A 23792-nucleotide genomic window follows, 5' to 3' on the forward strand; every position below is an offset into this window, starting at 1 on the left:
TTAGAAGAGGATTCAAGTAGTACCCTGGCTGAGGCCGTGCCCACAAAAAGCGAAGTGTTCTGCCGAAGCGGTTGTATAGCACTCGGTGTCGGAAAAAGCAAATCCACGAATAAGTTACGTCGCAATATATATCAACTATGAAGATGAAAAAGCAACAATGCGTACAAAAACAGCCTTCAATATAAAAAGATCCTGTTCATATTGAACAGGATCTTATTTAATTAACCAAGTATTCTTCTAATGTAATCCCTTTTTCCGCCATTTCTGTAGCTGCCTTTTCTCCTACAAAACGTAAGTGCCATGGTTCATATTGATATTGTGTAATGTCTTCTTTCCCTTCAAGGAAACGAATGATAAAGCCGTATTCGGCAGCGTGCTCTTTAACCCACTTACCTTCGTCTGTTTCACCAAACTCAACAATCAACTCATAATTAACGTCTGGACTAGTAATATCCATTGTTAATCCTGTTTGATGCTCACTTTCACCAGGGCGTGCGCTGAAATTATTTGCGGCTTCTTCACCATATTGTCTTGCATTAGATGCGAAAATGCTATCCTGAGTGTTATAGGAACGGTAGCCAGATTGTGCAAATAAATCTAGTCCGTCTTGATCTGCTGCGTCAAACATTCTTTCTAAAGCGTCTGCAGCAACTTGACGCATTTGTCTCTTCGGTATCTCATCAGGAAAAGGGAATCGAACATTTGGATATACTAAATCACTAGGAATATAGTCAGATGGTAATGCATTCTCTTTATTTACTAATGCTAATTGATCGTAAGGGTTATTTAAGATTGCAGCCCCTTCATCTGTAGTGCTAGTCTCCTTCGCTTGTGGAAGGCCTAAACCTGGCTCTATGTCTCCATTACCGGAAATAGTTTCATCAAGAGCCTTTCTGGTTTTTTTGTTATAAACACCAGTCACCTGTAATTCTTCATATTGTAGTTGGAAATCAGTAATGGCCCAGGTTGTTGTCTCTTCATATACTCCATCGGCTGTTATCGAATAACCAATTTCATTTAAAGCTTCTTGGAGAAGCTGAACTGATTTTCCTTCATCCTTCTTTTGGAGATTTGAATCTGGAGCTTCTACAATGATTTCCTCCTTTTCCTCAGGTTCCTTTGAATCAGGTATTGTTGTATCATCTTCCTTCTTTTCTGGAGGCTTTGTTTCAGGATCTTCTTCTGTATTACATGCCGTTACCAAAAATGCTATTGCTACTAATGCTAAGGCAATTGTTAGGCTGTTTTTAAACATAATTAATATCTCTCCTATGCCTTTCGTGTAAGTGTGTAACTGTTTATATCTTCTCATAGAATAGCATAAAAGAGAACGGGTTAGAAATAGAATAGTTGATATAGATTACCCTATCCTATACAATATTTTTACATTCATATACCTATTAATGATTACCTAACTATAGAAAGGAAGATAATATTGAAGCATATATTTAATGAAGGATCGGATAAAAATAAGCCAACGCTCCTATTGTTGCATGGAACAGGTGGAACGGAGAATGATTTATTACCTCTTGCTGAGATGATTGACAGCACTGCTTCTGTGCTAAGTGTTCGAGGGAATGTAACTGAAAATGGCATGCCCCGTTTTTTTCGTCGTCTTGCAGAAGGTGTTTTTGATGAAGAAGATTTAATATTCCGTACAAAAGAACTTTACGAATTCCTGGATCAAGCTGCACAGGATTATGGGTTTGATCGTGACAATATTGTTGCTATCGGTTATTCAAATGGAGCAAACATTGCCGGAAGTTTATTGTTCCATTATAAAAACGCTCTAAAAGGAGCTATCCTGCATCACCCTATGGTGCCAAGAAGAGGCGTTGACTTGCCTGAACTTGAGAACACACCAGTATTCATTGGAGCGGGAGATAATGATCCAATTTGTTCACCAAAAGAAACTGTAGATTTGGAAAAACTACTAAGTGAAGCAAATGCTAATGTTCAATTACATTGGGAAAGTCAAGGTCACCAACTAACAAAAGGTGAAGTTGAACAGGCTGCGAAATGGTATCAAACGTATTATGGTTAATACAATGCAGAGCTTATCGTTAGAATGATAAGCTCTTTTTTTGGCTTTAAAAAAACGGAAAATTCTTATAAATCATGTTAAAATAAAGGCGGAAGTTGCGAATTAGAAATAGGAGTGACCAACATCCATACAAAACTGAAACAAGCAATTGATGCTACAGCACTAAGTGCAGATTTTTCAGGTGTCGTTTATGTAGATGAAAACGAAGAAGTAGTACACAAATCTTCGCACGGGTACATTAACGATCAGACCAATTTATAAACACCATTGGTACAAGGTTTGGGATAGCCTTTAGGTTGTAAACTATTTACAGGTTAGGGATTTGTCTACTCGTTGAAAGAGGGGACATTACCTTCTAGACACCTTTGCAGGAATGTCTAGATATATCATTTCCTCATTTTGATAAAACGATAACCGTTCATCATCTCTTGACACATAGTTCTGGAATACCAGAATACTTTGACGAGTCGATTAGGGGTGATTTTGAGGAGCTTTGGAGGTCGCCTATGTACAACATAAACCAATTACATAATTTTCTTATAAAAATGACGGGGAAATTTCCAAGTATCATATAATGGGATATGATCCGGGTGTTAGTTTTCATGCTGCAGTATATTCATCTAAGGGTGTTAAACTTGCTATACCGTCAAATAAGGGTGAAGGTGCCTATAATGTAATGCAAGCAGTAGAAGGTATACTATTATAGTATAGTTAACAATCATCACCTATTTTTCATACGCTTATTAGAAGGAATGTCTAAGGGAGGGTATGCATGTGGGTGAGGTGATGAGTACACCAAGACAAAATTATCGGTTATTAACATTATTGCTATTTTGGTGTGCGTTAATTGTCGTTTCAAGTGTTTATGTAACAACACCACTAATTCCAGTATTTTCGACTATTTTTCAAATCACTCCTGCAATGGCTGCATGGACTAGTAGTGTTTTCTCTTTATTTTATGCGATTGGTTTCTTAATTTTTGGGCCACTAGCTGACAGGTTTGGACGAAAACAAATCATAGTTTTTGGATTAACATCACTAACGATCATAACGTGTTTGATTGGTTTTGTTGATCACTTTTTTTGGTTAGTGGTTTTACGAGGGATACAAGGATTTTTTGCAGCTTCGTTTGCTCCCACAGCAATAGCGTATGTATTTGACGTGTTCCCGAAAGGAAAACTAGTAACTGCTATTGGATTCATAAGTTTTGGATATGTAACAGCAGGTATTTTCGGTCAAGTAGTTGCTGGAATTATTGATCAAACGTTTGATTGGAAAATTGTCTTCTTCGTATTTGGGGTTATCTATTTTGTTACAGCGCTCGCTGTTTTTTTCATACTACCTAGGGCAAGTCTCCCCAAGACACAAGGGTTAGGTTACTTTTTTCTCCAAGTCAAAAGAATCTTTCAGCAACAAAACTTTCTTTTATGTTATGGCATTACCATTATACTTTTGTTAACGTTCATTGGAATGTATACGGTGTTAGGAGATTACTTAAGTAGCTCACCATTCCATCTAACAGCCAAGGAAATATTATATGTTCGAGCGTTTGGTATAGTGGGAATGATAATTTCCCCGTTTACAGGTATCTTTGTTGAAAAATATGGGTTACTACCTATACTTAGGTTTGGTCTTTTTATAGCAGTAATTGGTTTGTTATTTTTAGGGCTTGTTGCTAACATCATATACCTCGTCATTATGAGTGTGTTATATGTAACAGGCATATCCCTGATCTTCCCCGCAATTATGATGTTAGTTGGTGAATTAGGTGGCCAACATAGAGCAGTTGCTGCTGCATTTTACGCATTTATTTTATTTATTGGAGCAACGCTAGGTCCTGTTACAGCTATAGCTTTAATGGGAATAGGGAGTTATGTACTAACGTTTGTCATATTGGCATTACTGCTTGTAACTGGGTTGGTAGCTTCATTATTTATTAAAATATAATAATGTCAGGTTCCAATCCATGGAACCTGACATCTGTCATAGGTTATTTTTCTTCAAATAAACGGCAAATTTCCACGATTACATTGGTTGCTTTTTCCATGTTATTTACTGAAATGTACTCGAATTTACCATGAAAATTCTCTCCACCAGTAAAAATATTTGGAGTAGGTAATCCCATGTATGAAATCTGTGAGCCATCTGTTCCGCCACGTACTGGCTTTACTAATGGATCGATTTCAAGGTTAACCATAGCTTGATATGCAATATCTACAATTTCTTTTACGGGTTCGATTTTTTCCCGCATATTGTAGTACTGATCAGACATTTCTAGAACAACGCTATCTTCACCATACTTTTCTTTAACATCCTTTACAGCCTTTTTCATGAATGTTTTTCTTTTTTCAAAATTATCCTTTTCAAAATCACGAATGATATAGGTGACTTCTGTATTTTCAACATTCCCATTAACGGAATTTAAATGATAAAATCCTTCATATTTTTCTGTATGTTCTGGTGACTCTAGGTCAGGAAAATGACCAATGAATTCAGCAGCCATTTTCCCGGCGTTAATCATTTTATTTTTAGCAGTACCGGGATGAACACTGTTTCCCTTAAACGTAACTCTAGCAGCAGCTGCATTAAAGCTTTCATACTGCAGTTCACCAAGTGGCCCTCCATCTACGGTATAAGCATATGATGCATTAAAGCGTTCTACATCAAATTTATGAGGTCCACGCCCGATTTCTTCATCAGGAGTAAACGCTACACGGATTTTCCCGTGCTTAACTTCAGGGTGATTAATTAAATACTCCATAGCAGTCATAATTTCAGTAATTCCTGCTTTGTTATCTGCTCCAAGTAGTGTTGTGCCATCTGTAGTGATCAGTGTATGCCCTTTGTAGCTAGGTAGCTCTGGAAACTCTGTTGCAGATAATATGACATCCTCATTCAGATTTAAATCTTTGCCATCAAAATTTTCAACAATTTGTGGATCAACATCCTTCCCTGTAAAGTCAGTTGATGTATCCAAATGTGCTAAAAAGCCAATTATTGGGACATCTCTTTGGGTGTTGGCAGGTAGTGTCGCCATGACATAACCATAATCATCAATTGTTACGTCTTTCATGCCGATTCCTTTTAGTTCGGTTACTAATAATTCAGCTAACTTGAGTTGACCTCGTGACGATGGAGTATTCTCATTTTTTTCATTGGATTGCGTGTCGATTTTTGCGTATGTAGTGAAACGCTCCATAATTTCTTCCTTCATTTATAACCCCTCCTATATGAATAATCGAATCCTACTATAAGTATATCGTAACTCGAAGTATTTTCTAAGAGGAAAACACTACTTCATCTCGAATGTATTATATAACGAAGTATTTGAAAAATAATAAGTTAGTTGGTTATAAGACTGCTATAGGAGGTAATACAATAAGAATCAGGTAGCATGTAGTCAAATAAATGGTAGCTAGTACGAATTATGTGAGAAGATTGTTTTGGAGTAAAAGTAAAATCAATTAAATGAAATTTCATGGAGGGATAACATGTCTTTTTTAATTAGCATAAGTAGACTTAAAAAAAGGTTGGAAAACAAACAAAATAATACGGTTATTGTCGATGTCCGGTTTCAATTGAATGATCCAGATGCAGGCAGAAAAGTATACTTAGAAGACCACATTCCTGGTGCAATTTACATGGACTTAAAAAAGGACTTATCGGGAAAAGTTGAAAAACACGGTGGAAACCACCCGTTACCTGATATGAATATGTTTGCTAATAAAATAGGGAATATCGGAATTGACCATCATACTACAGTTGTTATTTATGACCAGTCAAATGACATGTTTGCAGCACGAATGTGGTGGTTGCTTCATTATTTAGGACATAAAAAAGTATACGTATTAGAAGGTGGTTATGAGCGCTGGGTGTCAGAGGGCAATGAAGTTACTGATGAAATTCCTGCACTAGAAACAAAAGAATTTCACCCAGTGTTCCAAGAAGACCAGGTTGTGCATATTGAAGAAGTGAAAGAGAAAATGAGTGATAATAAAGCTGTGCTACTGGACTCAAGAGGAAAAGATAGGTATTTAGGAAAATCGGAACCGATGTATGCTAAAGCAGGTCACATCCCTGGTGCGAAAAATTTCGTATGGAAAGACGTTTTGAATGAGGATGGTTCTTGGAAAAAGGATGATCAACTGAAAAGTCATTTCAGCTCTTTATCAAAAGATGATGAAATTATTGTGTCCTGTGGGTCTGGTGTATCTGCATGCCCTAATGTTCTTGCATTAAAAGCTATAGGGTATAAAAATGTGAGACTATATCCAGGTAGTTATAGTGATTGGATTTCATATGATGAAAACGAAGTAGAGACAAAGGAAGAATAAACGGAGGATTAGTTGTATGAGAAGCAGGTGTGAATGGGTAACAAAAGATCCATTATATATTGAATATCATGATCATGAATGGGGGCGCCCCACACATGATGACCAGGATTTATTTGAAATGCTTTCACTTGAAGGTGCTCAAGCTGGACTAAGCTGGATTACTATATTGAAGCGACGTGAAAATTACCGAAAAGCGTTCGATGATTTTAACCCTTTTAAAGTCAGTAAATATAATGAGCGTAAGATAAATGAACTATTACAAGATGAAGGTATTATTAGAAATAAGCTAAAAGTTAACTCTGTAGTAACAAATGCTCAAGCATTTATCAGGGTGCAAAAAGAATTCGGTAGCTTTGATGCTTATATCTGGAGCTTTGTTGGGGGAGAAATCATTTTAAACGATTGGGATTCACATGCGGATATCCCAGCATCTACAAACGAATCAGTACAAATGAGTAAAGACTTAAAGAAGCGTGGGTTTAAATTTGTCGGTCCAACGATATGTTATGCGTTTATGCAAGCTACTGGTATGGTTAATGACCATGTTAAGGATTGTTTCTTATACCTCGGGAAATCTCCAAAATGAGAAAACAGCTACTACGTTTAATGTAGTAGCTGTTTTCTGCTTAAAATCTTAAAGTTTAAACACTTTAATTTCCTCATTTAACTTTTCCGCTAAAGTAGCTAATTCATCAGCACTGTGTGATACTTCTTCCATAGAGCTGGAAGTTTGCTGGGCAGATGCTGCAGCTTGCTCAACTCCTGCAGCAGACTCTTCAGAAACAGAAGCAATTTCTGCAATAAGATTGTTCATGTCATTACTGTTTTCTGTAATCTCTTTTAAGCTAGTTGAAATGGATGAAATTTTTGAAACCATGTCAGAAACAGAGCTATTAATCGTCTCAAAATTTTGCCCTGTTTTCTCAATTTGTGTCGTTCCTTCTTTAACTTCGTCATAACCTTCATTTAAGGAACTTACAACATTTCCTGTTTCGGTCTGGATGCTTGTTACAATGGTTGTAATTTCAGTTACAGAAGATGTTACCTGTTCAGCGAGCTTTCTTACTTCATCTGCAACTACAGCGAACCCTTTACCATGTTCACCTGCCCTGGCAGCTTCAATAGCCGCATTTAGTGATAATAGATTTGTTTGGTCAGCTATGTCTTTAATGACAAGTACTAATTTTGAAATTTTATCAGATTGCTTGTCTAATCCTTGAACTTTATCAACTGAATCGGAAACAATTTTGTCTATTCGCTTCATTTGAGATACTGATTTTTCCATTAGTGCAGTGCCATCTGTTGTTAATTGGAGTACTTCGTCTGAAGTGGCAGCAACGTCTTGGCCGTGTAATTCGGACTGCTTCACTTTCTGAACAAAATCACTCATATTTTCCGATAAATCTGATGCGCTAGTTGCTTGTGTCTCAGACCCTGAAGAAAGTTCTTCCATCGTTGAAGCAATTTGTTCGTTACCTTCTTTAACCTCATTAGCCGATTGTGTTAACTCTTCACTTCTAGATGATACAGATTGGGAGGCGTCGGATACTTTGAATAGAATCGAACGAATATTATCTTTCATTTGATTTACAGCAGCAGTTAACTGGCCAATTTCATCTTTACCATCATAATCTATCGATTTTATAGCTAAATTACCATTCGCTACTTCTGAAGTGACATTTACAACTTTTTTTAGGCTTGTTGTAATTCTGCGACTGACAACGAGTAGCAAAACAGTGCCAATTAAAATCGCTGAAAGGATGGCAATTCCTAAAATGATAATACTGGAACTCATACTATTCTTCGCATTCTGCACAGCAGTTGCTTGATCCGCTTTTACGTTACTAATCAATTCATCTACTAAAACTATAGTATTATTTCTTAGTTCAGAGGAACGATCCCTTATTGATCTAGCCATGTAATCTTGCCCATTATTAACAGCCTCATCCACATCCGTAAGAAACATCTCATTAATTTCGTCGTTCTTTTTCTTTATTTCATTAAATAATGACTTTTGTTCGTTCGTTTTTAATGTTGGTTCTATGCTATTGGTTAAGGAATCCAACTCTGAACGATAATCATTAAAAGCATCTGCATAATTCTCACTCTTTGTAAGTATGTAATCGGCAATTTGTACATCTTTTAATTGGATAATAGATGACATTTGAACCATATCGTTAACACGTTCACTATTTTGATCAATTGCCTCAATATCCTCTTGTCCTTTATGTAGTTGTAGATAAACAATACCGCCTGCAACAATGAACAATAATGCAGTTAAGAAAAATACAGTTACGTATTTACGGCCAATTCTGACATTTTTCCAATTAAATAGATTACGACTTTTTTTCTTTTTATTCTTTTTCATATGAACCCCCAACTGTCAGTTTCTTTTTCTCTATATATCGACTAAATTCTACTAAGTATAAAGTGCATAATTAATTATATAAATTAAAAAATTTTATAGACCTCTTGAAATTATCCCCTTATTTCTAGTAAAATATTAAATTGTGTATTTTAGATAGGAGGGATAAGTATGGCAATACAAACCATGTTTTCGGAAAAAGAAGCGACAAAAAATAAAGATGAATTAAGAGAAGAACTTGATACGTTAGAGATTCAACTATTTCGTATGCAGGAAAATATAAAGAAAATAGCGAAAAAGGCAGAAGTGGTGAGCATTGATCAAACAAATGATGACGAATGGGTTGTTGTATATGCCGATAAAGGTAGCGAAACTTTTCAGTTAATGTTACATGACTGTGGAAAACCATATCGTGGCAATTGGGATTCTGCTATTGAAGCTAAATATAAAAAAGATCATTGTTTGCATATTGCAGATATTAAAGGTGAAGAAAACAAAGGCTACGGTTCTATCCTAATGAAACATTTGAAAGAACTAGCACGAGAAGAGAATTTACAATATATTACCGGTGATCTTGTAGAAAGAGACTTTGGTCATGTAAATCGGTTAAAACATTTTTATAGCAAACACAACTTTGATGTAAAAATTGATCATGAAGAACAATCTGGTGAAATTGTTTGGAATGATAATTAAGAGACTATTTCAGGTAAGATGAAATAGTCTCTTTTTTTAGCTTAGGAAATTATAAAATTAGGAGCCTGTGGGTAACTTATTAACTGCTTAAGCCACGTCCAGCTCCAGCGCTTAGTGGGTTTCCTGATCCTCCTTACGATAAGTCAACATCGAATCGCTTAGCAAAGGAAGGCCGACTAAAAGCGGGATCCCGGCCCAACGTCGGCATACCCCTATGAAGGGGCATGTTTCCTTTTTAGATGAACTTGACTTTTCGCCAATAATGGCGAAAGTCAGAGTGAATCTTATACTCTGGAGTGAATCTCATGCGGATATGGAAGATCGATTAAAACCACCGCTTTGCGCGGAAACGTCGACCCACCCGCGATATCGCGGGCGCAGCCCATACGTCGCTAAACGGGCGCTTGCGCTTTTGTTTCACAGATAAGAAAGTATAAAACTTTCTAATCTGCATAAGTGCAACTAAGGCTTCCGCCATTAAGGCTGGCGATAAGCCAAGTTTTCTAATTAGCATATAATGGTCGGTATCAGTTGTCTGTGTCAGTCTTTTTATTTTTATCGGTAATTGTGTATACATCGTTTTCTTCTGCGACTTCAGTTTGTAACCGGTGTGATGGGCGGACTTCACGACGTTTATGTAAAACGCGTTCTTCCATATAGGTATGAAATAAAGGTTCACAGCAAGTTATAAAGAAAGCGGCAAAAAGAGAAACTGGAATGATTTGTATAGAAACTTGAATTAAAAGGTTTCCTAAAACCCAAAATGCAATGAACGCTAAACCGAAATCTGCAATAGAGGCAACAAGATTACCAAACCTCGGTAGTAGAAATAAATCTCCAATAAGATATGCAACGCCAGTCACAAGTACACTAATCCAAAATAAACGGCCTAATGAAGCGTTATAAAAAATGCCAAAGATAGAGAAGATAACAATCATAGTAAAAATATATTTAATGCCCAGTGCTTTTAAATGATTCATGGAATGATGACCACCCTTTTGTTACGGAATTTTGTAGCTAGTATTGGTATTATTGTTTTAAAAAATAAAGGAAACTATGCATTGGCAAGAAAATACATCAAGTAATATTAATCTTTTGGTACAATAGGTGCACAATGATAAACTGATTGTATTATTTTTAGAAAGGAAGTAATCACATGCAATTTATAACGTTAAATAACGGGATTGAAATGCCGCAACTAGGTTTTGGTGTATGGCAAGTACCAGATGATGAGGTAACTCCAGCAGTAGAGAAAGCCTTAGAAGTTGGTTATCGATCCATTGACACGGCCAAAGTATATGAAAATGAACGTGGCGTTGGGAAAGCTATTGCAAACAGTGGAGTATCACGTGAAAAACTTTTCATCACAACAAAAGTATGGAATAGTGACCAAGGTTATGACAATACACTAAAAGCCTTTGACGAAAGTCTGGAAAAACTGGGTCTTAACTATATTGATCTCTACTTAATCCACTGGCCAACCCCTGAATTTGATGATTATGTGGATACGTATAAAGCAATAGAGAAATTATATAACGACGGAAAGGTAAGAGCAATTGGTGTTTGTAACTTCAATATGGAACATCTTCAGCGTATATTAGATGAATGTGATGTTGTCCCAGCTGTGAATCAGGTAGAATGTCATCCATATTTACAGCAAAATGAGTTGAAGGAATTTTGTAGACAAAACAACATCTATTTGGAAGCATGGAGTCCGTTAATGCAGGGTGGGGAAGTGCTTAACAATGAAATAATCAAAGACATTGCTGAAAAACATAGTAAAACACCAGCACAGGTAATAATTCGTTGGCATTTACAAAACGGCTCCATCGTAATACCAAAGTCTGTTACACCATCCCGTATTGAACAGAATTTTGATGTATTTGACTTTGAGCTCAGCAGTGATGATATGGAGAATATAAAGAGTCTTAATCGAGATGAACGTAAAGGGCCTGAGCCAAGTGAAATGAACGTGAGATAGAAGATATTCCAGTACCAGAAGCGGCCATTAAAAGGAAAATTATAAGTTTTGCAATATAACTGATTCGGACTCGCACCTCCCATATGGTTTGGGAGGTGTTTTTCTAAACGCACTATCCAAAAACACGTTTTACAGCATCCTTAAATTCATGAAAGTAACCCGGCATATCATCTTTATCAAATCCTATAACCATATTTTCAGCAATGGATTCGTTGTACCATTTCTGTTTTTTATACCCTGCATTAAAATGTTCCCATACTTTGTCGCCTTGTTCTTTTAAGTCTTTTTCCATTGCAAGTAGGTTATCTAATTTATCGGCGACGATTAAGTACTTAACTTCTCTTTCGGCATTTTTCACAGTATCGATTGTGTGCTGTTTTCGTTCCTGCCATGATTTTGATTTATCCTCCGTATGTGCGGCAACCAATTGGGCAACTCTTGAGCCAAACTTTTCTTCAATATCATCGATATCATAGGGAGTGTCTTCTACAACATCATGCAAAAAACCAGCGCAAACCAGTTCATCACTAAAATCATATTGCTCTAACCGTTCAGCAACCCGTATCGGATGTGTAATATACGGGGCATCTGAACTTTTCCGTTTTTGACCATCATGAGCTTTATTTGCAAATTCTTTAGCTTGTTGTTTCATCAGGGTTCCTCCTTTATAATATTGTATATTTTGATCGGTATATCCCAAAGTTAATCCTTCTATGTATCAATCTATTAAATATAACACAGAAGTAGTAGTCAATTGTGAAATAATATGGGGATTAAGAATGATTCAATTCTCTTTCAATCTATTATAGAAACAAGTAAACTATAATGAAATAGCTACTTGTTTATATTGAAAGAAGGATTAGGATGAAAAACGAACAATCAGTTGCAATTTATTTTTGGTTACTACTCGTTCCTTTATTTTGGGGAGGAGCATTTGTAGCTGCAGAACATGTTATAACAGAGATCCCACCAGTTACAGCTGCTGCATTTCGCTTTGGAACGGCGGGTATAGTGTTACTCATATTTGTGTTAGTACAAAAGAAAATAGATTTCACTGCAATAAAAAAGCAATGGATACCTATTTTATTTATGGGAATTACAGGTATCTTTGGATATAACGTTTTTTTCTTTCATGGACTTGCTCTTACCTCTGCAATCAATGGCTCATTGATAGTGGCTACAACTCCAGTACTTGTAACATTGGGCGCAGTAATATTTTTAAATGAAGTTTGGAATAAACAATTAGGATTAGGGCTTTTTTTATCGTTAGTAGGCGTGGTTACTGTTATTTCTAATGGGTCGCTTACAACATTATTAAATTTACAATTTAATGGTGGAGATCTATTATTTATGGGTGGATTGCTTTGTTGGGTTACACATGGATTATTAGGCAAAATAGTAATGCGTGATGTTTCACCGGTTGTAACTACAACTTTAACGACAATAATAGGTTCCCTTTTTCTAAGTATATGGTCGGTTTTTGAGAAAGGATGGGGAGACATTTTGTACATGTCCCGGCAGTCCTTTGCAGAAATGTTATTCATGATTATTTGCTCATCTGTAATCGGTTTTTTGTTATGGAATAATGGGATTAAAAAGATTGGGGCAAGTAAGTCAAGTATATATATGAATTTGGTCCCGATTAGCACTGCACTGATTGCGGTAGTGTTATATGGTTCACCCATTACATTTATTCAAATTATTGGTATGATAATGGTAATATTAGGTGTATACCTCGTTACGTTTCATCAATACTGGAAGAATAGACGTCAAGAACAGAAGTTGGCTAGAATTGAAAACACGGTTATGAATAAATAAAAGGATGTGGTGGTATGGATGTAGGAATTAATAAGCGGAAGACAGAACACATTCGCCTTTGTTTGACTGAGAATGTGGAGGGCGAAAATAAATCAACTGGCCTAGAAGGCATATCATTTATACATAATGCGTTACCAGAAATTAATTTTGCAGACATTAGCTTAGAAACAAGTTTTTTAAATAAAAAATTAAAAGCTCCATTTCTTGTCAGCTCGATGACAGGTGGATCAGAGCTCGCAGCAAAAATTAATCAAAATCTTGCTAAGGCAGCAGAGAGAAATGGCTGGGCTGTGGCACTTGGCTCAACTCGTGCTTTGCTTGAAAGTGATGCTCATAAGGAATCCTTTGTAATAAGAGAACATGCACCTACAGCTCCATTGATTGCCAATTTGGGAGCAGTGCAATTGAATTATGGTTATGGTGCGGATGAATGTCAGCGAATCATTGATGCAACAGGAGCTGACTCGATTGTTTTACATTTAAACAGTCTGCAGGAAGCGGTTCAAGATGAAGGTGATTTGAACTTTGAAAATCTACTACCTAAGATTGAAGCCATTTGTTCGAATTTAAACGCACCAGTTGGTGTGAAAGAAGTTGGGTTTGGTATTGATGGAACCGTGGCCCAGAAACTATATAACGCTGGTATTTCCTATATCGATGTTGCAGGTGCAGGAGGGACGTCTTGGAGCCAAGTTGAGAAACTTCGGTCGAGAGATCCATTGAAAAAAGCTGCTGCAGAAGCGTTTAATAATTGGGGGATTCCAACAAAGGATTGTATTGTTTCGGTTAGAAGTAAGTTGAGCGATGCGCCATTAGTTGCTAGCGGAGGTATGAAAACAGGTGTTGACGCGGCTAAAGCATTAACGATCGGCGCAGATGTTGTTGGGTTTGCCAGACAATTACTACAAGCCGCAACCGAATCTGAGGAAGCGGTTGTACAAGTTATGAATCAAATTGAACTTGAATTAAAAATGACAATGCTAGGTATTGGTGAGAAGACAATTGATGGATTAAAAAACACCAAACGTGTATCTATTATGGGGAGATCCCTATTGGATGAGGTAAGTAAATAGTTAATCGTAAAAGCTGGTTACTCTTATGGGTAATCAGCTTTTTTTGGTAGATAGGAAAAATTTCTTATCTACATAAGTGCAAGGCATGGGGATAAGCCAGGTTTACTAAAGTTTCGTATTAAGAAAAAAGGGTAATATTAGTAAAAATAAAGGCTGTTTTCGTAAAGTTTTCTGCTATGGAGAGAATAGATATAAACTGCGACGTAACTCATTCAAGGATTTGCTTCCTCGACATCGAGTGCTATACAACTCGCTTCGGCAGAACACTTCGTTTTCCGTGGACACGGCCTCAGCCAGGGTACTACTTGAATCCTCATCTAAGTTTCCTTGCGCCGAGGAAGCATAATTCGAAGCGTAGCATCGCACGAAGAAAACCGGTTTGTATTTTCAAGGAGTTATCATGAACGAAACTAGCCCCTTAATCGTAACAACGTAGGTTAATTTGGTAATACTGAATTACTAAGAAAGTAAAAACCAAATCAGAGCTATAATACGAAAGGAGCTAATAATATGAATGATGCCACAAAGTACGTAGTTTTAGACGTATCAAAAGAAAAAAATTTTAGTAGCCCCGCAGCGAGGAAAGAGTGAGAAAGCTGAGGTGCTGCCCCCGGAAAGGGAATATTTTCCGCAGGGGCGGATTAAACTCTTATCATCAGACGATCGTTGGAAAGTACATTTCAAGAATAACTATATCGCATTTTATATCAACTATGAAGATACAAAAAGTAACAATTTGTTCGAAAACAGCCAAAATAAATTGTAGGAGGAATATATTATGGCTTGGACATTAACTGATTATCCATCATCTAAGCTGGATCATATCACAAAAAAAAGGCTATAGATATTGCAAATTCTATGCTTGATGATGATTATGAGGAAAATTGCTGAGAATAAAGGTACCTCTTTAACGGTTCATAAACAAAATGGGGCTATCCAGGAAAAGCAAACACATCAGGCGTGATTTTATTAATTTATATATGATTAATTCTTCTGTTTAATTTGTCTGTTACTCCTTATACTAAAAGAAACGGTAAAGCAGGACGTATATAGGAGGATTGATTATGGACAAAGAAATGCATGAAAGTAAAGATAATAAGTTTATTCCAATGACATCTATTACAAGTGGTACTGGTCAAGAGGTTAAAAGTGACCTTTATTATTACACAGATCAAATCGTAAATATAGGGTTTATTGGTAATCCGACAGAAGGCGATTGGGTATTAGTTGATGCTGGTCTACCGAAGGCTGCTCCAGAGATTAGATCGGTAGTAGTTGATCGGTTTGGTAGAAAAAGCAGACCATCTGCGATCATTCTTACACATGGGCATTTTGATCATGTAGGTGGTTTATTGGAATTAATAGAAGAATGGGATGTGCCAGTTTATGCCCATGAATTAGAAATGCCATACTTGACTGGTGAAAAGAGTTATCCTGAGCCAGACTCAACAGTTGAGGGAGGAATTTTAGCGAAAATTTCCCCAATGTATCCAAATCAGCCAATTAATTTAAGTAATGTTGTAAAGGCCTTGCCAGAAGATAATAGTGTGCCAGGGTTAGAGGAATGGAAATGGGTTCATACCCCAGGTCATACACCTGGACATGTATCATTCTACCGGGAGAATGATGGAGTGTTGATTTCTGGGGATGCCTTTATCACAGTTAGACAGGATTCATTTTATAATGTATTAATGCAAAATGCTGAGGTGAATGGTCCACCGCGATATTTAACAACAGACTGGCAGGAAGCATGGGAGTCGGTAAAAACATTAGCAGAATTGCAACCCAAAATGGTGGTTTCTGGCCATGGACCCTCCATGAATGGTGAGAAGTTGACAAATGGGTTAACAAAACTGGTACAGGACTTTGATCAATTGGCGATACCTGATTACGGTAAGTATGTAAATGATTACGAACAATAAAGCCTGCTAAAAAAACCTCTTCAAGCACAATAGTACCTAATAAAGTACCTACTATGCTAAAATAACTAACAGAAATGAGGTGCTTTCTATGAAAATTGAAGTTTGGTCAGATTTCGTATGTCCTTTCTGCTACATTGGCAAACGAAGATTAGAGGGGGCATTGGAACAATTTGCACACAAAGAAAACGTAGCAATTGAATATAAGAGCTATGAACTAGATCCAAACGCTCAAAAAGACCCTGGCAAAAGTATTCATGAATTATTAGCAGGAAAATATGGTATGACAGTTGAAAAAGCAAAAAATACCAACGAAAACCTCGGGAGACAAGCAGCTGAATTGGGATTAACGTATAATTTTGATACCATGCAGCATACCAATACATTTGATGCTCACCGTGTTGCTAAATTTGCTGAAGAAAAAGGCATGGGCAAAGAAATGACTGAACGATTATTGTATGCTTATTTCACAGAATCAAAAAATATTAGCGAACATGACACATTAATCGAGCTTGCTGGTGAAGTTGGTCTGGAGTCACAACAAGTTGCGACATTGCTTAAGGTCGATGATTATGCAATTCATGTTCGTGCTGATGAGGAACAGGCAAGACAAATAGGAGTAGAGGGTGTTCCGTTCTTCGTATTTAATGAAAAATACGCTGTATCAGGAGCACAACCACCAGAAGCTTTCTCAGAAGTACTTGAGAAAGTTTGGCAGGAAGAAAATGAGAAACCAGTTATTCAAACCTTAAATCCAACAAAACCTAAGACAACGTACTGTACGGATGATGGTTGTGAGGAAGAGAAATAACGAATTGTCAAGAAGGCTAGTCTATAGGGATTTCTCCCTGTTGGTTAGCTTTCAATCGTGTAATAAGTATTTGTGGCAGAAATAAGGAAGAGACGGATAATTATTGTTACTGAAATGTTAACAAAGGTCATAATCGTTGATGTGAAAGCATTTACCCCGTTATAAAGGGGTGTTCATAACTTGCTTATACTACATTAAATATGTTTGAATGAAAGAACAACGTTAAGAGATGAGGTTTGAATATGAAAAAAATTATAATGCTACTGCTAGCAATTAGTTTAGCAACTATTTTAGCTGCTTGTGGTGGCGATGATGAGTCAGCTGAAGAAGGAAATGGAAATGAAGATATAGAACAACCCGAAGAAGGCGAAGCTCCGGCTGAACAAGTTGAGATCAGTGATGAAGAAAAAGTAAGTGAAGATGAAGTTGTCGTTAATGTTAATGGTAACGATATATTAGGAGATAAATACAATGCAACATATGGTCAAACAAAAGTATTGATGAGTCAAAATGGACAAGATATTAGTAATGTTGATCAATTAAAAGAACAAACAATTAATGTACTTGTAGAGCAGCATCTAATTAAACAAGAGGCTGAAGAAAAGGGCATAGAGGTAACAGAAGATGAAGTGGATTCAGAAATTGAGACGATTAAATCGGAAAATGGTGAACAATTTACAGCAGTGTTAGAACAATATCATTTAACCGAAGAGTCATATAAAGATCAATTAATGTTTGAATTAACACTTAATAAATATATGGAAGAAGAATTTTCCGATATTGAAGTAACTGATAAAGAAGTACAAGAATACTATGATCAAGCTGCTGAGCAACAAGGCGAGGGGCTTCCGGCATTTAAAGAAGTAGAAGGACAACTTAAGCAACGACTTGCACAACAAAAAGAACAACAACAACTAATGTCTAAAGTAGAAGAACTTAAAGAATCTGCCGAGATTGAAAAATTAATTTAATTAGAAAACTTGGCTTATTGCCAAGCCTTAATGGCGAAAGCCTTAGTCGCACCTATGTATATAAAAAAGTTTTATATTTTCCTATCTACTAAAGTAAAAAGCATCGACCCACTAGTGGGTCGATGCTTTTTTAGAGTCTATAATCTCATCTAATTTTTTAAAAAAGTGCTGCATATTTTCATCGGTTCCGATAGTAATGCGAAGGTAATTGTCTATTAGTGCTTTACTAAAATGCCGCACTAGAACTCCACTGTTTTTAAGCTCTACATATAGATCCTCTGCTGGCTCGTTGTAGTGACTTGCAAAAATAAAATTAGCTTGGGAGTCGAGCACATAAAATCCACGTTTCTTCATGTTTTCAATAACCCAATCTCGTGTTTGAACGATTTTTTCTGTCGTCTGTTGAAAATAGGCTGTATCCTTAACAGCAGCTGTACCACCAGCAATAGCCAAGCGATCAAGCGTATAAGAGTTAAATGAATCTTTTATTCGTACCAAGGCTTGAATTAATTCAGGATGTCCCATTGCATAGCCTATCCGCAATCCTGCTAAAGAACGAGATTTAGACATGGTTTGAACAACTAATAAATTTTCGTAGCTGTTAATAAGAGTAACAGCAGATTCAGAGGCAAAGTCAATATACGCTTCGTCGACAATTACAACCTGGTTAGGGTTATTTTCCACAATTTCTTTAATAGCATCTAATTGCAAGTATACGCTGGTAGGAGCGTTAGGATTTGGGAAGATAACACCACCTTCAGATTGGAAAAAGGCGTCTGCTGGTAATGTAAAGTCTCTATTCAATTGAACCTCTTCATATGGAATACCGAAGAGGTTTGCATATACGGGATAAAAGCTATATGAAATAGCAGGAAACCTTATTTTTTTATTGGGCTCAAAAAATGCCATAAATGCAAATGCAAGGACTTCATCAGAACCATTCCCAACGAAAACATTTTCACTGGACAGTTGCAAGTTACCTGCAATCGCCTCACGTAACTGATCAACTGTTGGAGAAGGATATAGGTTTAATTTTCGTTCCAATTCCTCTTTAATCGCTTCTATAACATGTGGTGACGGCGGATACGGATTCTCATTTGTGTTCAATTTGAGTATATTCGGCTCGTTTGATTGCTCACCAGGTACATATGGTTTTGTTCGCTTAGCCGTTTCACTCCAAAATTTACTCACCTTTATTCCCCACTTTTTGAATATGTCTCTTATATAACTCCTGTTTTATATCATCAATCGATAGATCCAGTAATTCCATTAAAACGAGTGTGTGATACGTTAAATCGGCAATCTCCCAAGTGACTTCTTCTTTATCATCATTTTTAGCACCTATAATAACTTCACTGGCTTCTTCGCCAACTTTTTTAAGAATTTTATCGATGCCTTCTTGAAATAGATAGGTAGTATAAGAGCCTTCTTTCGGATCGTTTCGACGCCCCTTAATAGCTGTAACTAACTGTTGAACTGTTTCACGAATTTGGGTATCTCCTGCATATAGTGTTTGATTAAAGCAGGATTCACTGCCTGTGTGACATGCAGGGCCGACTGGGTCTACCTGAACCAATAGACTGTCTGCATCGCAATCATAAGTGATTTCCTTGACGAATTGCTTATTTCCAGAAGTCTCACCTTTGTTCCATAATTGATTACGCTTTCTACTGAAAAACCACGTTTCATTAGTTTCTAATGTTTTAATGATGGATAGTTCATTCATATAAGCAAGTGTAAGTACTTTACCTGTCTTTGCATCCTGTACGATAGCAGGAATTAATCCTTGTTGGTCAAAAGAAAGCTGATTAAGATTAACGTTCATTAATTTCCTCTCCTAACTGTAATGCCATTTCCATAAAGATGGTTTTTAAGCTCTGATATTTGTATTTCGCCATAATGAAAAACAGAGGCTGCAAGTGCTGCGTCCGCGTTACCTTCTTGTAGAACAGAAACAAAGTGATCATTAATCCCAGCACCGCCACTTGCTACTATTGGAATGTTTACAGATTGAGCAATCGCTTTTGTAAGTTCTATATTATAACCGTTTTTCTCACCATCAACATCGATAGCATTAATAACGATTTCACCTGCACCAAGCTTTTCACCTTGTTTGGCCCACTCGATAGCATCAATTCCGGTATTTTTTCGCCCACCGTTAATATATACCTGCCATTGCTCAGGTGCTGTTTTTTTGGCGTCGATAGATAATACAATACACTGACTACCGAATTTCCAGGCTGCTTCTTGAATGAAATCGGGATTGGTCACAGCAGCACTATTAATCGATACTTTGTCTGCCCCCGAACGCAATACGCTGTGAACATCCACTATAGTACGAATACCTCCGCCCACCGTAAATGGAATAGCTATCTCAGCAGCTACTTTTTCTACGACATCCAGAAATATGTTTCTATCCTCATTTGAAGCTGTAATATCATAGAAAACAAGCTCATCTGCACCGGCTTGATTGTACCTTTGTGCTAATTCTACAGGGTCAGCTACATCACGAATGTTTTGAAATTTTTTACCTTTCACGACACGTCCTTTATCTACGTCTAAACAAGGAATAATTCGTTTAGCTAACATTCGAATCACCATCCAATAGTGCCTCAAAAGAAAGGGTACCGTCGTATAATGCTTTGCCTATAATGGCCCCGTATAAATAAAGTGATGCTAGGTCTTCAACATCCTCTTCTGTTGTAACCCCACCCGAGGCAATTATGTTAATAGATGTAACCTCATTAATTGCTTGAAGCTCATTAAAATTAGGGCCTTGCAGCATTCCGTCTTTTAAAATATCAGTATATACAACTGTTGCAACACCAATCTCCTCAAGTTCTCTAATAAGATCTATCGCTTTAACTGTGCTTGTTTCAGTCCAGCCATCTGTTGCAACATAGCCGTTGCGAGCATCAATAGAAACAGCAATTTTATCACCATACATCCTAACAGCTTCTCGTAAAAAAGATTTGTCGTTAATAGCAGCTGTTCCAATGATGACGCGAGTAATCCCTGCAGACAAATATTCATTAATAATGGATAATGAACGAATTCCACCGCCTACTTGTACGGGGATGGTTGCTTGTTGTGCGATTGCTTTAATCGTTTCTTTATTTGTTGTTAAGCCTGTTTTGGCACCGTCAAGGTCAACCATATGCAAATATGCCGCCTGTTTATCTTCCCACTGACGTGCTATTTGAATGGGGTCATTACTATAGATTTTTTGTTTTGCATAATCACCTTGAATTAGGCGGACGCATTTACCATCTTTTATATCAATTGCTGGAAATAGTATCATGAAATCATCTCCCCAAAATTACGTAATAGTTGTAAACCAGTTTCCCCACTCTTTTCAGGGTGAAATTGCATCCCGATAACATTATCCTTTTGTACGATTGCAGGAACTTTCCCTCCATATTCAGTGCTCCCAATAAGCGTGTCGTCTTGATACGTGTCAATCGCGTAAGAGTGTACAAAATAAACATATGAATGATTGTTTACGTGATCCGTAATCGGATTAACCTTATGCAGTTTAACAGTATTCCAACCAATATGAGGGACTTTGACCTTACTGCTGATTCGCTTTACATTACCTTTGAGCAATCCCAGGCCATTCCATTCGCCGTCTTCAAAACTCGTTTCATAAAATAGTTGCATACCTAAACAAATTCCAAGAATTGGTTTACCAGAATTGGCTTGGTTTTTAAGTGTCTCTGTTAGTTCGAGTTGTTCTAGGGCGTCCATTGCGTCTTTGAATGCACCCACACCTGGTAATATAATCGCATTACTGCTTTTAATTGTTGCTTTATCTGTTGTTACACAGGATTCTAGATTTAGTTTTGTTAATGCGAATTGTAGGCTTTTAATGTTACCTGCGCCATAGTCAATAATTGTAATCATAAATTTTTCTCCTTCTCTCTATTTATAACGTTCCTTTTGTGGAAGGTACCCCCTTAATGCGTGGGTTAAGTTGACTTGCTTGATCCAGTACTCGGCCAAAGCCTTTGAAAATAGATTCTATGATATGATGTGTGTTTTTTCCATATGCAAGATTAATATGAAGTGTAACATTCGCATTAGATACAAACGCCTGGAAAAACTCTTCAACCAATTCGGTATCAAAGTTTCCGACCTTGTCTTTTAAGCCCTCAACATTGAAAACAAAGTATGATCTGCCGCTAATATCCAATGAAAGGGTAGAGAGAGATTCGTCCATTGGCGTCGTAGTAGTTGCATAACGTGTAATACCTTCTTTGTTACCTAAAGATGTAGAGAAAGCTTGACCTAATGCAATACCGATGTCTTCAACAGAATGGTGCTGATCGACTGCTAAGTCACCATTACAAGTTAGATTAAGATCAAATAAACCATGTTTGGTCATTAATGTTAGCATGTGGTCGAAAAAGCCAACTCCCGTATTAATGTTACTATTACCACTGCCGTCGATAGTGAAGTCTAACATGATTTCTGTTTCTTTTGTATGACGGTTAATTGTTTGTCTACGCATTTGAATCATCCTTTCTAATTTGGATGGAGTTTGCATGTGCTGTTAATCCTTCTGTATTTGCTAGAGTCACAATATGCGGAGCTGCGTCCTGTAAAGCATTCTGTGAGTAGTGAATAATACTTGATTTTTTAACGAAATCATATACACCCAAAGGAGATGCAAATGCAGCAGTTCCACTTGTTGGTAGTGTGTGATTGGGACCTGCAAAATAATCACCTAATGGTTCTGGTGAATAATTTCCTAGAAATATAGCTCCTGCATTTTTCACATAGGCAACCTTTTCTAACGGATTCTCTATCATTAACTGTAAATGCTCTGGAGCAATCTGATTAACAAGTTTAAATGTCTCCACTAAATTTTCGGTTATAATAATGGTGCCATGTTGATCAAGTGACTTTTGGATGATGTCTTTTCGATCCAATTTTGCAGCTTGTTTTTCCACTTCATCATGAATAGCATTTGCTATCTTTTCACTGGTAGTAATACAAATGGCGCGTGCTTCTTCATCATGTTCAGCCTGGGATAATAGATCTGCTGCTACATAACTAGGTGGTGCAGTTTCATCTGCAACAACACATATTTCGCTAGGCCCTGCAATCATATCAATCGCGACATCACCAAATACCCATTTTTTCGCTCGAGCGACAAAAGCATTACCAGGACCAACAATTTTAACCACTTTCTCAACCGTCTGTGTACCATAGGCGAATGCAGCAATAGCCTGAGCACCACCTAATTTGTAGACAACATCTACTCCCATTTCAGCTGCTGCAACTAGTATATGAGGATTAATGGTTCCATTAGCTTGAGGCGGGGTAGCAATAGAAATTTTTTCTACTCCGGCAAGTTGAGCTGGAATTACATTCATTAATACCGTCGATGGATATGCTGCTTTTCCTCCTGGTACATAAACCCCAACTGATTCAAGAGGGGTTACTTTTTGGCCTAAGGTGACACCTGATTTTTCATTTGTAAACCAAGATTGTTCTTTTTGAGCTTGGTGAAAGCTTGTAATATTAACTTTGGCTTGTTTGAGGGCTGACAGAAAATCAGAGGTAACTTGATTCCTTGCTTCATCAAACTCTTTCTTGCTTACAGTTAGTTGATCCAATTGGACTCGATCAAAAACTTCTGTAAATTTATATAATGCTTCATCCCCGTTCTGCATCACTTGCGAAATAATATCTTGAACGGAATTGTCTAGTTCTTTAGCAGCAGTCTGAGAGATATTTCTATTGCTTTCCATAAACTGCTCAGTCGTTATAATTCTCAT

Annotated in this window: 26 protein-coding genes; 14 read left to right on the forward strand and 12 right to left on the reverse strand. The window is 37.0% G+C overall.

The window, feature by feature from the left end; all coding sequences use genetic code 11:
- Positions 1 to 217: 217 nt before the first annotated feature.
- Positions 218 to 1255, reverse strand: coding sequence for a D-alanyl-D-alanine carboxypeptidase family protein (locus ACFQ3N_RS07555; RefSeq protein ID WP_390361078.1), 1038 nt, complete (start codon positions 1253 to 1255; stop codon positions 218 to 220).
- 180 nt (positions 1256 to 1435) lie between these two features.
- Here ACFQ3N_RS07555 and ACFQ3N_RS07560 point away from each other — a divergent pair, with 180 nt between their 5' ends.
- The 4 genes from ACFQ3N_RS07560 (at position 1436) to ACFQ3N_RS07575 (ending at position 3991) form a co-directional block, all read left to right on the forward strand.
- Positions 1436 to 2044 (forward strand): alpha/beta hydrolase, encoded by a 609-nt coding sequence (locus ACFQ3N_RS07560; RefSeq protein WP_390361080.1) that lies wholly within the window; start codon positions 1436 to 1438, stop codon positions 2042 to 2044.
- Positions 2045 to 2158: 114 nt separating this feature from the next.
- Positions 2159 to 2305, forward strand: a complete 147-nt coding sequence (locus ACFQ3N_RS07565; RefSeq protein WP_390361082.1) for a hypothetical protein — start codon at positions 2159 to 2161, stop codon at positions 2303 to 2305.
- A 313-nt stretch (positions 2306 to 2618) separates the two neighbouring features.
- Positions 2619 to 2750: a hypothetical protein gene (locus tag ACFQ3N_RS07570; protein ID WP_390361084.1), complete on the forward strand. Its 132-nt coding sequence runs from the start codon at positions 2619 to 2621 to the stop codon at positions 2748 to 2750.
- 68 nt (positions 2751 to 2818) lie between these two features.
- Positions 2819 to 3991: an MFS transporter gene (locus ACFQ3N_RS07575; RefSeq protein ID WP_390361086.1), complete on the forward strand. Its 1173-nt coding sequence runs from the start codon at positions 2819 to 2821 to the stop codon at positions 3989 to 3991.
- Between the two features lie 43 nt (positions 3992 to 4034).
- Here the strand turns inward: ACFQ3N_RS07575 and pepT are convergent, their stop codons facing one another.
- Positions 4035 to 5258 carry a peptidase T gene (gene pepT, locus ACFQ3N_RS07580; protein ID WP_390361087.1) on the reverse strand — a complete coding sequence of 408 codons (1224 nt, stop codon included), beginning with the start codon at positions 5256 to 5258 and terminating at the stop codon, positions 4035 to 4037.
- A gap of 277 nt (positions 5259 to 5535) precedes the next feature.
- Between pepT and ACFQ3N_RS07585 the strand changes: the two genes are divergently transcribed.
- Together ACFQ3N_RS07585 and ACFQ3N_RS07590 are read left to right on the forward strand one after the other, a co-directional pair.
- Positions 5536 to 6378 carry a sulfurtransferase gene (locus ACFQ3N_RS07585; RefSeq protein WP_390361089.1) on the forward strand — a complete coding sequence of 281 codons (843 nt, stop codon included), beginning with the start codon at positions 5536 to 5538 and terminating at the stop codon, positions 6376 to 6378.
- Positions 6379 to 6394: 16 nt separating this feature from the next.
- Positions 6395 to 6964: a DNA-3-methyladenine glycosylase I gene (locus ACFQ3N_RS07590; protein ID WP_390361091.1), complete on the forward strand. Its 570-nt coding sequence runs from the start codon at positions 6395 to 6397 to the stop codon at positions 6962 to 6964.
- A gap of 48 nt (positions 6965 to 7012) precedes the next feature.
- On the opposite strand, the gene ACFQ3N_RS07595 is transcribed toward ACFQ3N_RS07590, so the two are convergent.
- Positions 7013 to 8746 carry a methyl-accepting chemotaxis protein gene (locus tag ACFQ3N_RS07595; protein WP_390361093.1) on the reverse strand — a complete coding sequence of 578 codons (1734 nt, stop codon included), beginning with the start codon at positions 8744 to 8746 and terminating at the stop codon, positions 7013 to 7015.
- A gap of 168 nt (positions 8747 to 8914) precedes the next feature.
- Between ACFQ3N_RS07595 and ACFQ3N_RS07600 the strand changes: the two genes are divergently transcribed.
- Complete coding sequence (locus ACFQ3N_RS07600; protein WP_390361095.1) at positions 8915 to 9436, forward strand: hypothetical protein; 522 nt, start codon at positions 8915 to 8917, stop codon at positions 9434 to 9436.
- Positions 9437 to 9963: 527 nt separating this feature from the next.
- On the opposite strand, the gene ACFQ3N_RS07605 is transcribed toward ACFQ3N_RS07600, so the two are convergent.
- Positions 9964 to 10416 carry a YndM family protein gene (locus tag ACFQ3N_RS07605; RefSeq protein ID WP_390361097.1) on the reverse strand — a complete coding sequence of 151 codons (453 nt, stop codon included), beginning with the start codon at positions 10414 to 10416 and terminating at the stop codon, positions 9964 to 9966.
- Positions 10417 to 10592: 176 nt separating this feature from the next.
- On the opposite strand from ACFQ3N_RS07605, the gene ACFQ3N_RS07610 reads away from it, so the two are divergent.
- On the forward strand, positions 10593 to 11417 hold the full coding sequence (locus tag ACFQ3N_RS07610) for an aldo/keto reductase (RefSeq protein WP_390361099.1): 825 nt from the start codon (positions 10593 to 10595) through the stop codon (positions 11415 to 11417).
- Between the two features lie 112 nt (positions 11418 to 11529).
- Here ACFQ3N_RS07610 and ACFQ3N_RS07615 read toward each other — a convergent pair whose 3' ends face one another.
- Entirely contained in the window at positions 11530 to 12069 is a 540-nt protein-coding gene (locus ACFQ3N_RS07615) for an HD domain-containing protein (RefSeq protein ID WP_390361101.1), read from the reverse strand.
- 212 nt (positions 12070 to 12281) lie between these two features.
- On the opposite strand from ACFQ3N_RS07615, the gene ACFQ3N_RS07620 reads away from it, so the two are divergent.
- From ACFQ3N_RS07620 to ACFQ3N_RS07645, 6 genes are all read left to right on the forward strand, one after another.
- Complete coding sequence (locus tag ACFQ3N_RS07620) at positions 12282 to 13235, forward strand: DMT family transporter (RefSeq protein ID WP_390361103.1); 954 nt, start codon at positions 12282 to 12284, stop codon at positions 13233 to 13235.
- 14 nt (positions 13236 to 13249) lie between these two features.
- Entirely contained in the window at positions 13250 to 14308 is a 1059-nt protein-coding gene (gene fni, locus ACFQ3N_RS07625) for a type 2 isopentenyl-diphosphate Delta-isomerase (protein ID WP_390361105.1), read from the forward strand.
- Between the two features lie 874 nt (positions 14309 to 15182).
- Positions 15183 to 15272, forward strand: coding sequence for a DUF2188 domain-containing protein (locus ACFQ3N_RS07630; protein WP_390361107.1), 90 nt, complete (start codon positions 15183 to 15185; stop codon positions 15270 to 15272).
- 100 nt (positions 15273 to 15372) lie between these two features.
- The gene (locus ACFQ3N_RS07635; RefSeq protein ID WP_390361109.1) at positions 15373 to 16230 is read left to right on the forward strand and encodes an MBL fold metallo-hydrolase; all 858 of its coding nucleotides are present in this window, start codon (positions 15373 to 15375) and stop codon (positions 16228 to 16230) included.
- 88 nt (positions 16231 to 16318) lie between these two features.
- Entirely contained in the window at positions 16319 to 17038 is a 720-nt protein-coding gene (locus ACFQ3N_RS07640) for a DsbA family oxidoreductase (protein WP_390361111.1), read from the forward strand.
- Between the two features lie 242 nt (positions 17039 to 17280).
- On the forward strand, positions 17281 to 18009 hold the full coding sequence (locus ACFQ3N_RS07645) for a SurA N-terminal domain-containing protein (protein WP_390361113.1): 729 nt from the start codon (positions 17281 to 17283) through the stop codon (positions 18007 to 18009).
- Positions 18010 to 18120: 111 nt separating this feature from the next.
- Here the strand turns inward: ACFQ3N_RS07645 and hisC are convergent, their stop codons facing one another.
- From hisC to hisD, 7 genes are read right to left on the reverse strand one after another with little or no spacing between them, the layout of a single operon-like run.
- On the reverse strand, positions 18121 to 19200 hold the full coding sequence (gene hisC, locus ACFQ3N_RS07650; RefSeq protein WP_390361115.1) for a histidinol-phosphate transaminase: 1080 nt from the start codon (positions 19198 to 19200) through the stop codon (positions 18121 to 18123).
- On the reverse strand, positions 19193 to 19834 hold the full coding sequence (gene hisIE / locus ACFQ3N_RS07655; protein ID WP_390361117.1) for a bifunctional phosphoribosyl-AMP cyclohydrolase/phosphoribosyl-ATP diphosphatase HisIE: 642 nt from the start codon (positions 19832 to 19834) through the stop codon (positions 19193 to 19195). The genes hisC and hisIE overlap by 8 nt, the downstream gene beginning before the upstream one ends.
- Positions 19834 to 20598 (reverse strand): imidazole glycerol phosphate synthase subunit HisF, encoded by a 765-nt coding sequence (gene hisF, locus ACFQ3N_RS07660; protein ID WP_390361236.1) that lies wholly within the window; start codon positions 20596 to 20598, stop codon positions 19834 to 19836. The genes hisIE and hisF overlap by 1 nt, the downstream gene beginning before the upstream one ends.
- Complete coding sequence (gene hisA, locus ACFQ3N_RS07665; RefSeq protein ID WP_390361119.1) at positions 20588 to 21310, reverse strand: 1-(5-phosphoribosyl)-5-[(5-phosphoribosylamino)methylideneamino]imidazole-4-carboxamide isomerase; 723 nt, start codon at positions 21308 to 21310, stop codon at positions 20588 to 20590. The genes hisF and hisA overlap by 11 nt, the downstream gene beginning before the upstream one ends.
- The gene (hisH, locus tag ACFQ3N_RS07670; RefSeq protein ID WP_390361120.1) at positions 21307 to 21912 is read right to left on the reverse strand and encodes an imidazole glycerol phosphate synthase subunit HisH; all 606 of its coding nucleotides are present in this window, start codon (positions 21910 to 21912) and stop codon (positions 21307 to 21309) included. The genes hisA and hisH overlap by 4 nt, the downstream gene beginning before the upstream one ends.
- Before the next feature lie 22 nt (positions 21913 to 21934).
- A complete protein-coding gene (gene hisB / locus ACFQ3N_RS07675; RefSeq protein ID WP_390361238.1) occupies positions 21935 to 22519 on the reverse strand; it encodes an imidazoleglycerol-phosphate dehydratase HisB in 585 nt (194 codons plus the stop codon).
- Positions 22512 to 23792 carry a histidinol dehydrogenase gene (gene hisD, locus ACFQ3N_RS07680; RefSeq protein ID WP_390361122.1) on the reverse strand — a complete coding sequence of 427 codons (1281 nt, stop codon included), beginning with the start codon at positions 23790 to 23792 and terminating at the stop codon, positions 22512 to 22514. Before hisD ends, hisB begins: the two co-directional genes overlap by 8 nt.

The organism is Virgibacillus byunsanensis, assembly GCF_042675965.1.
Classification (GTDB): domain Bacteria; phylum Bacillota; class Bacilli; order Bacillales; family Amphibacillaceae; genus Virgibacillus_R; species Virgibacillus_R byunsanensis.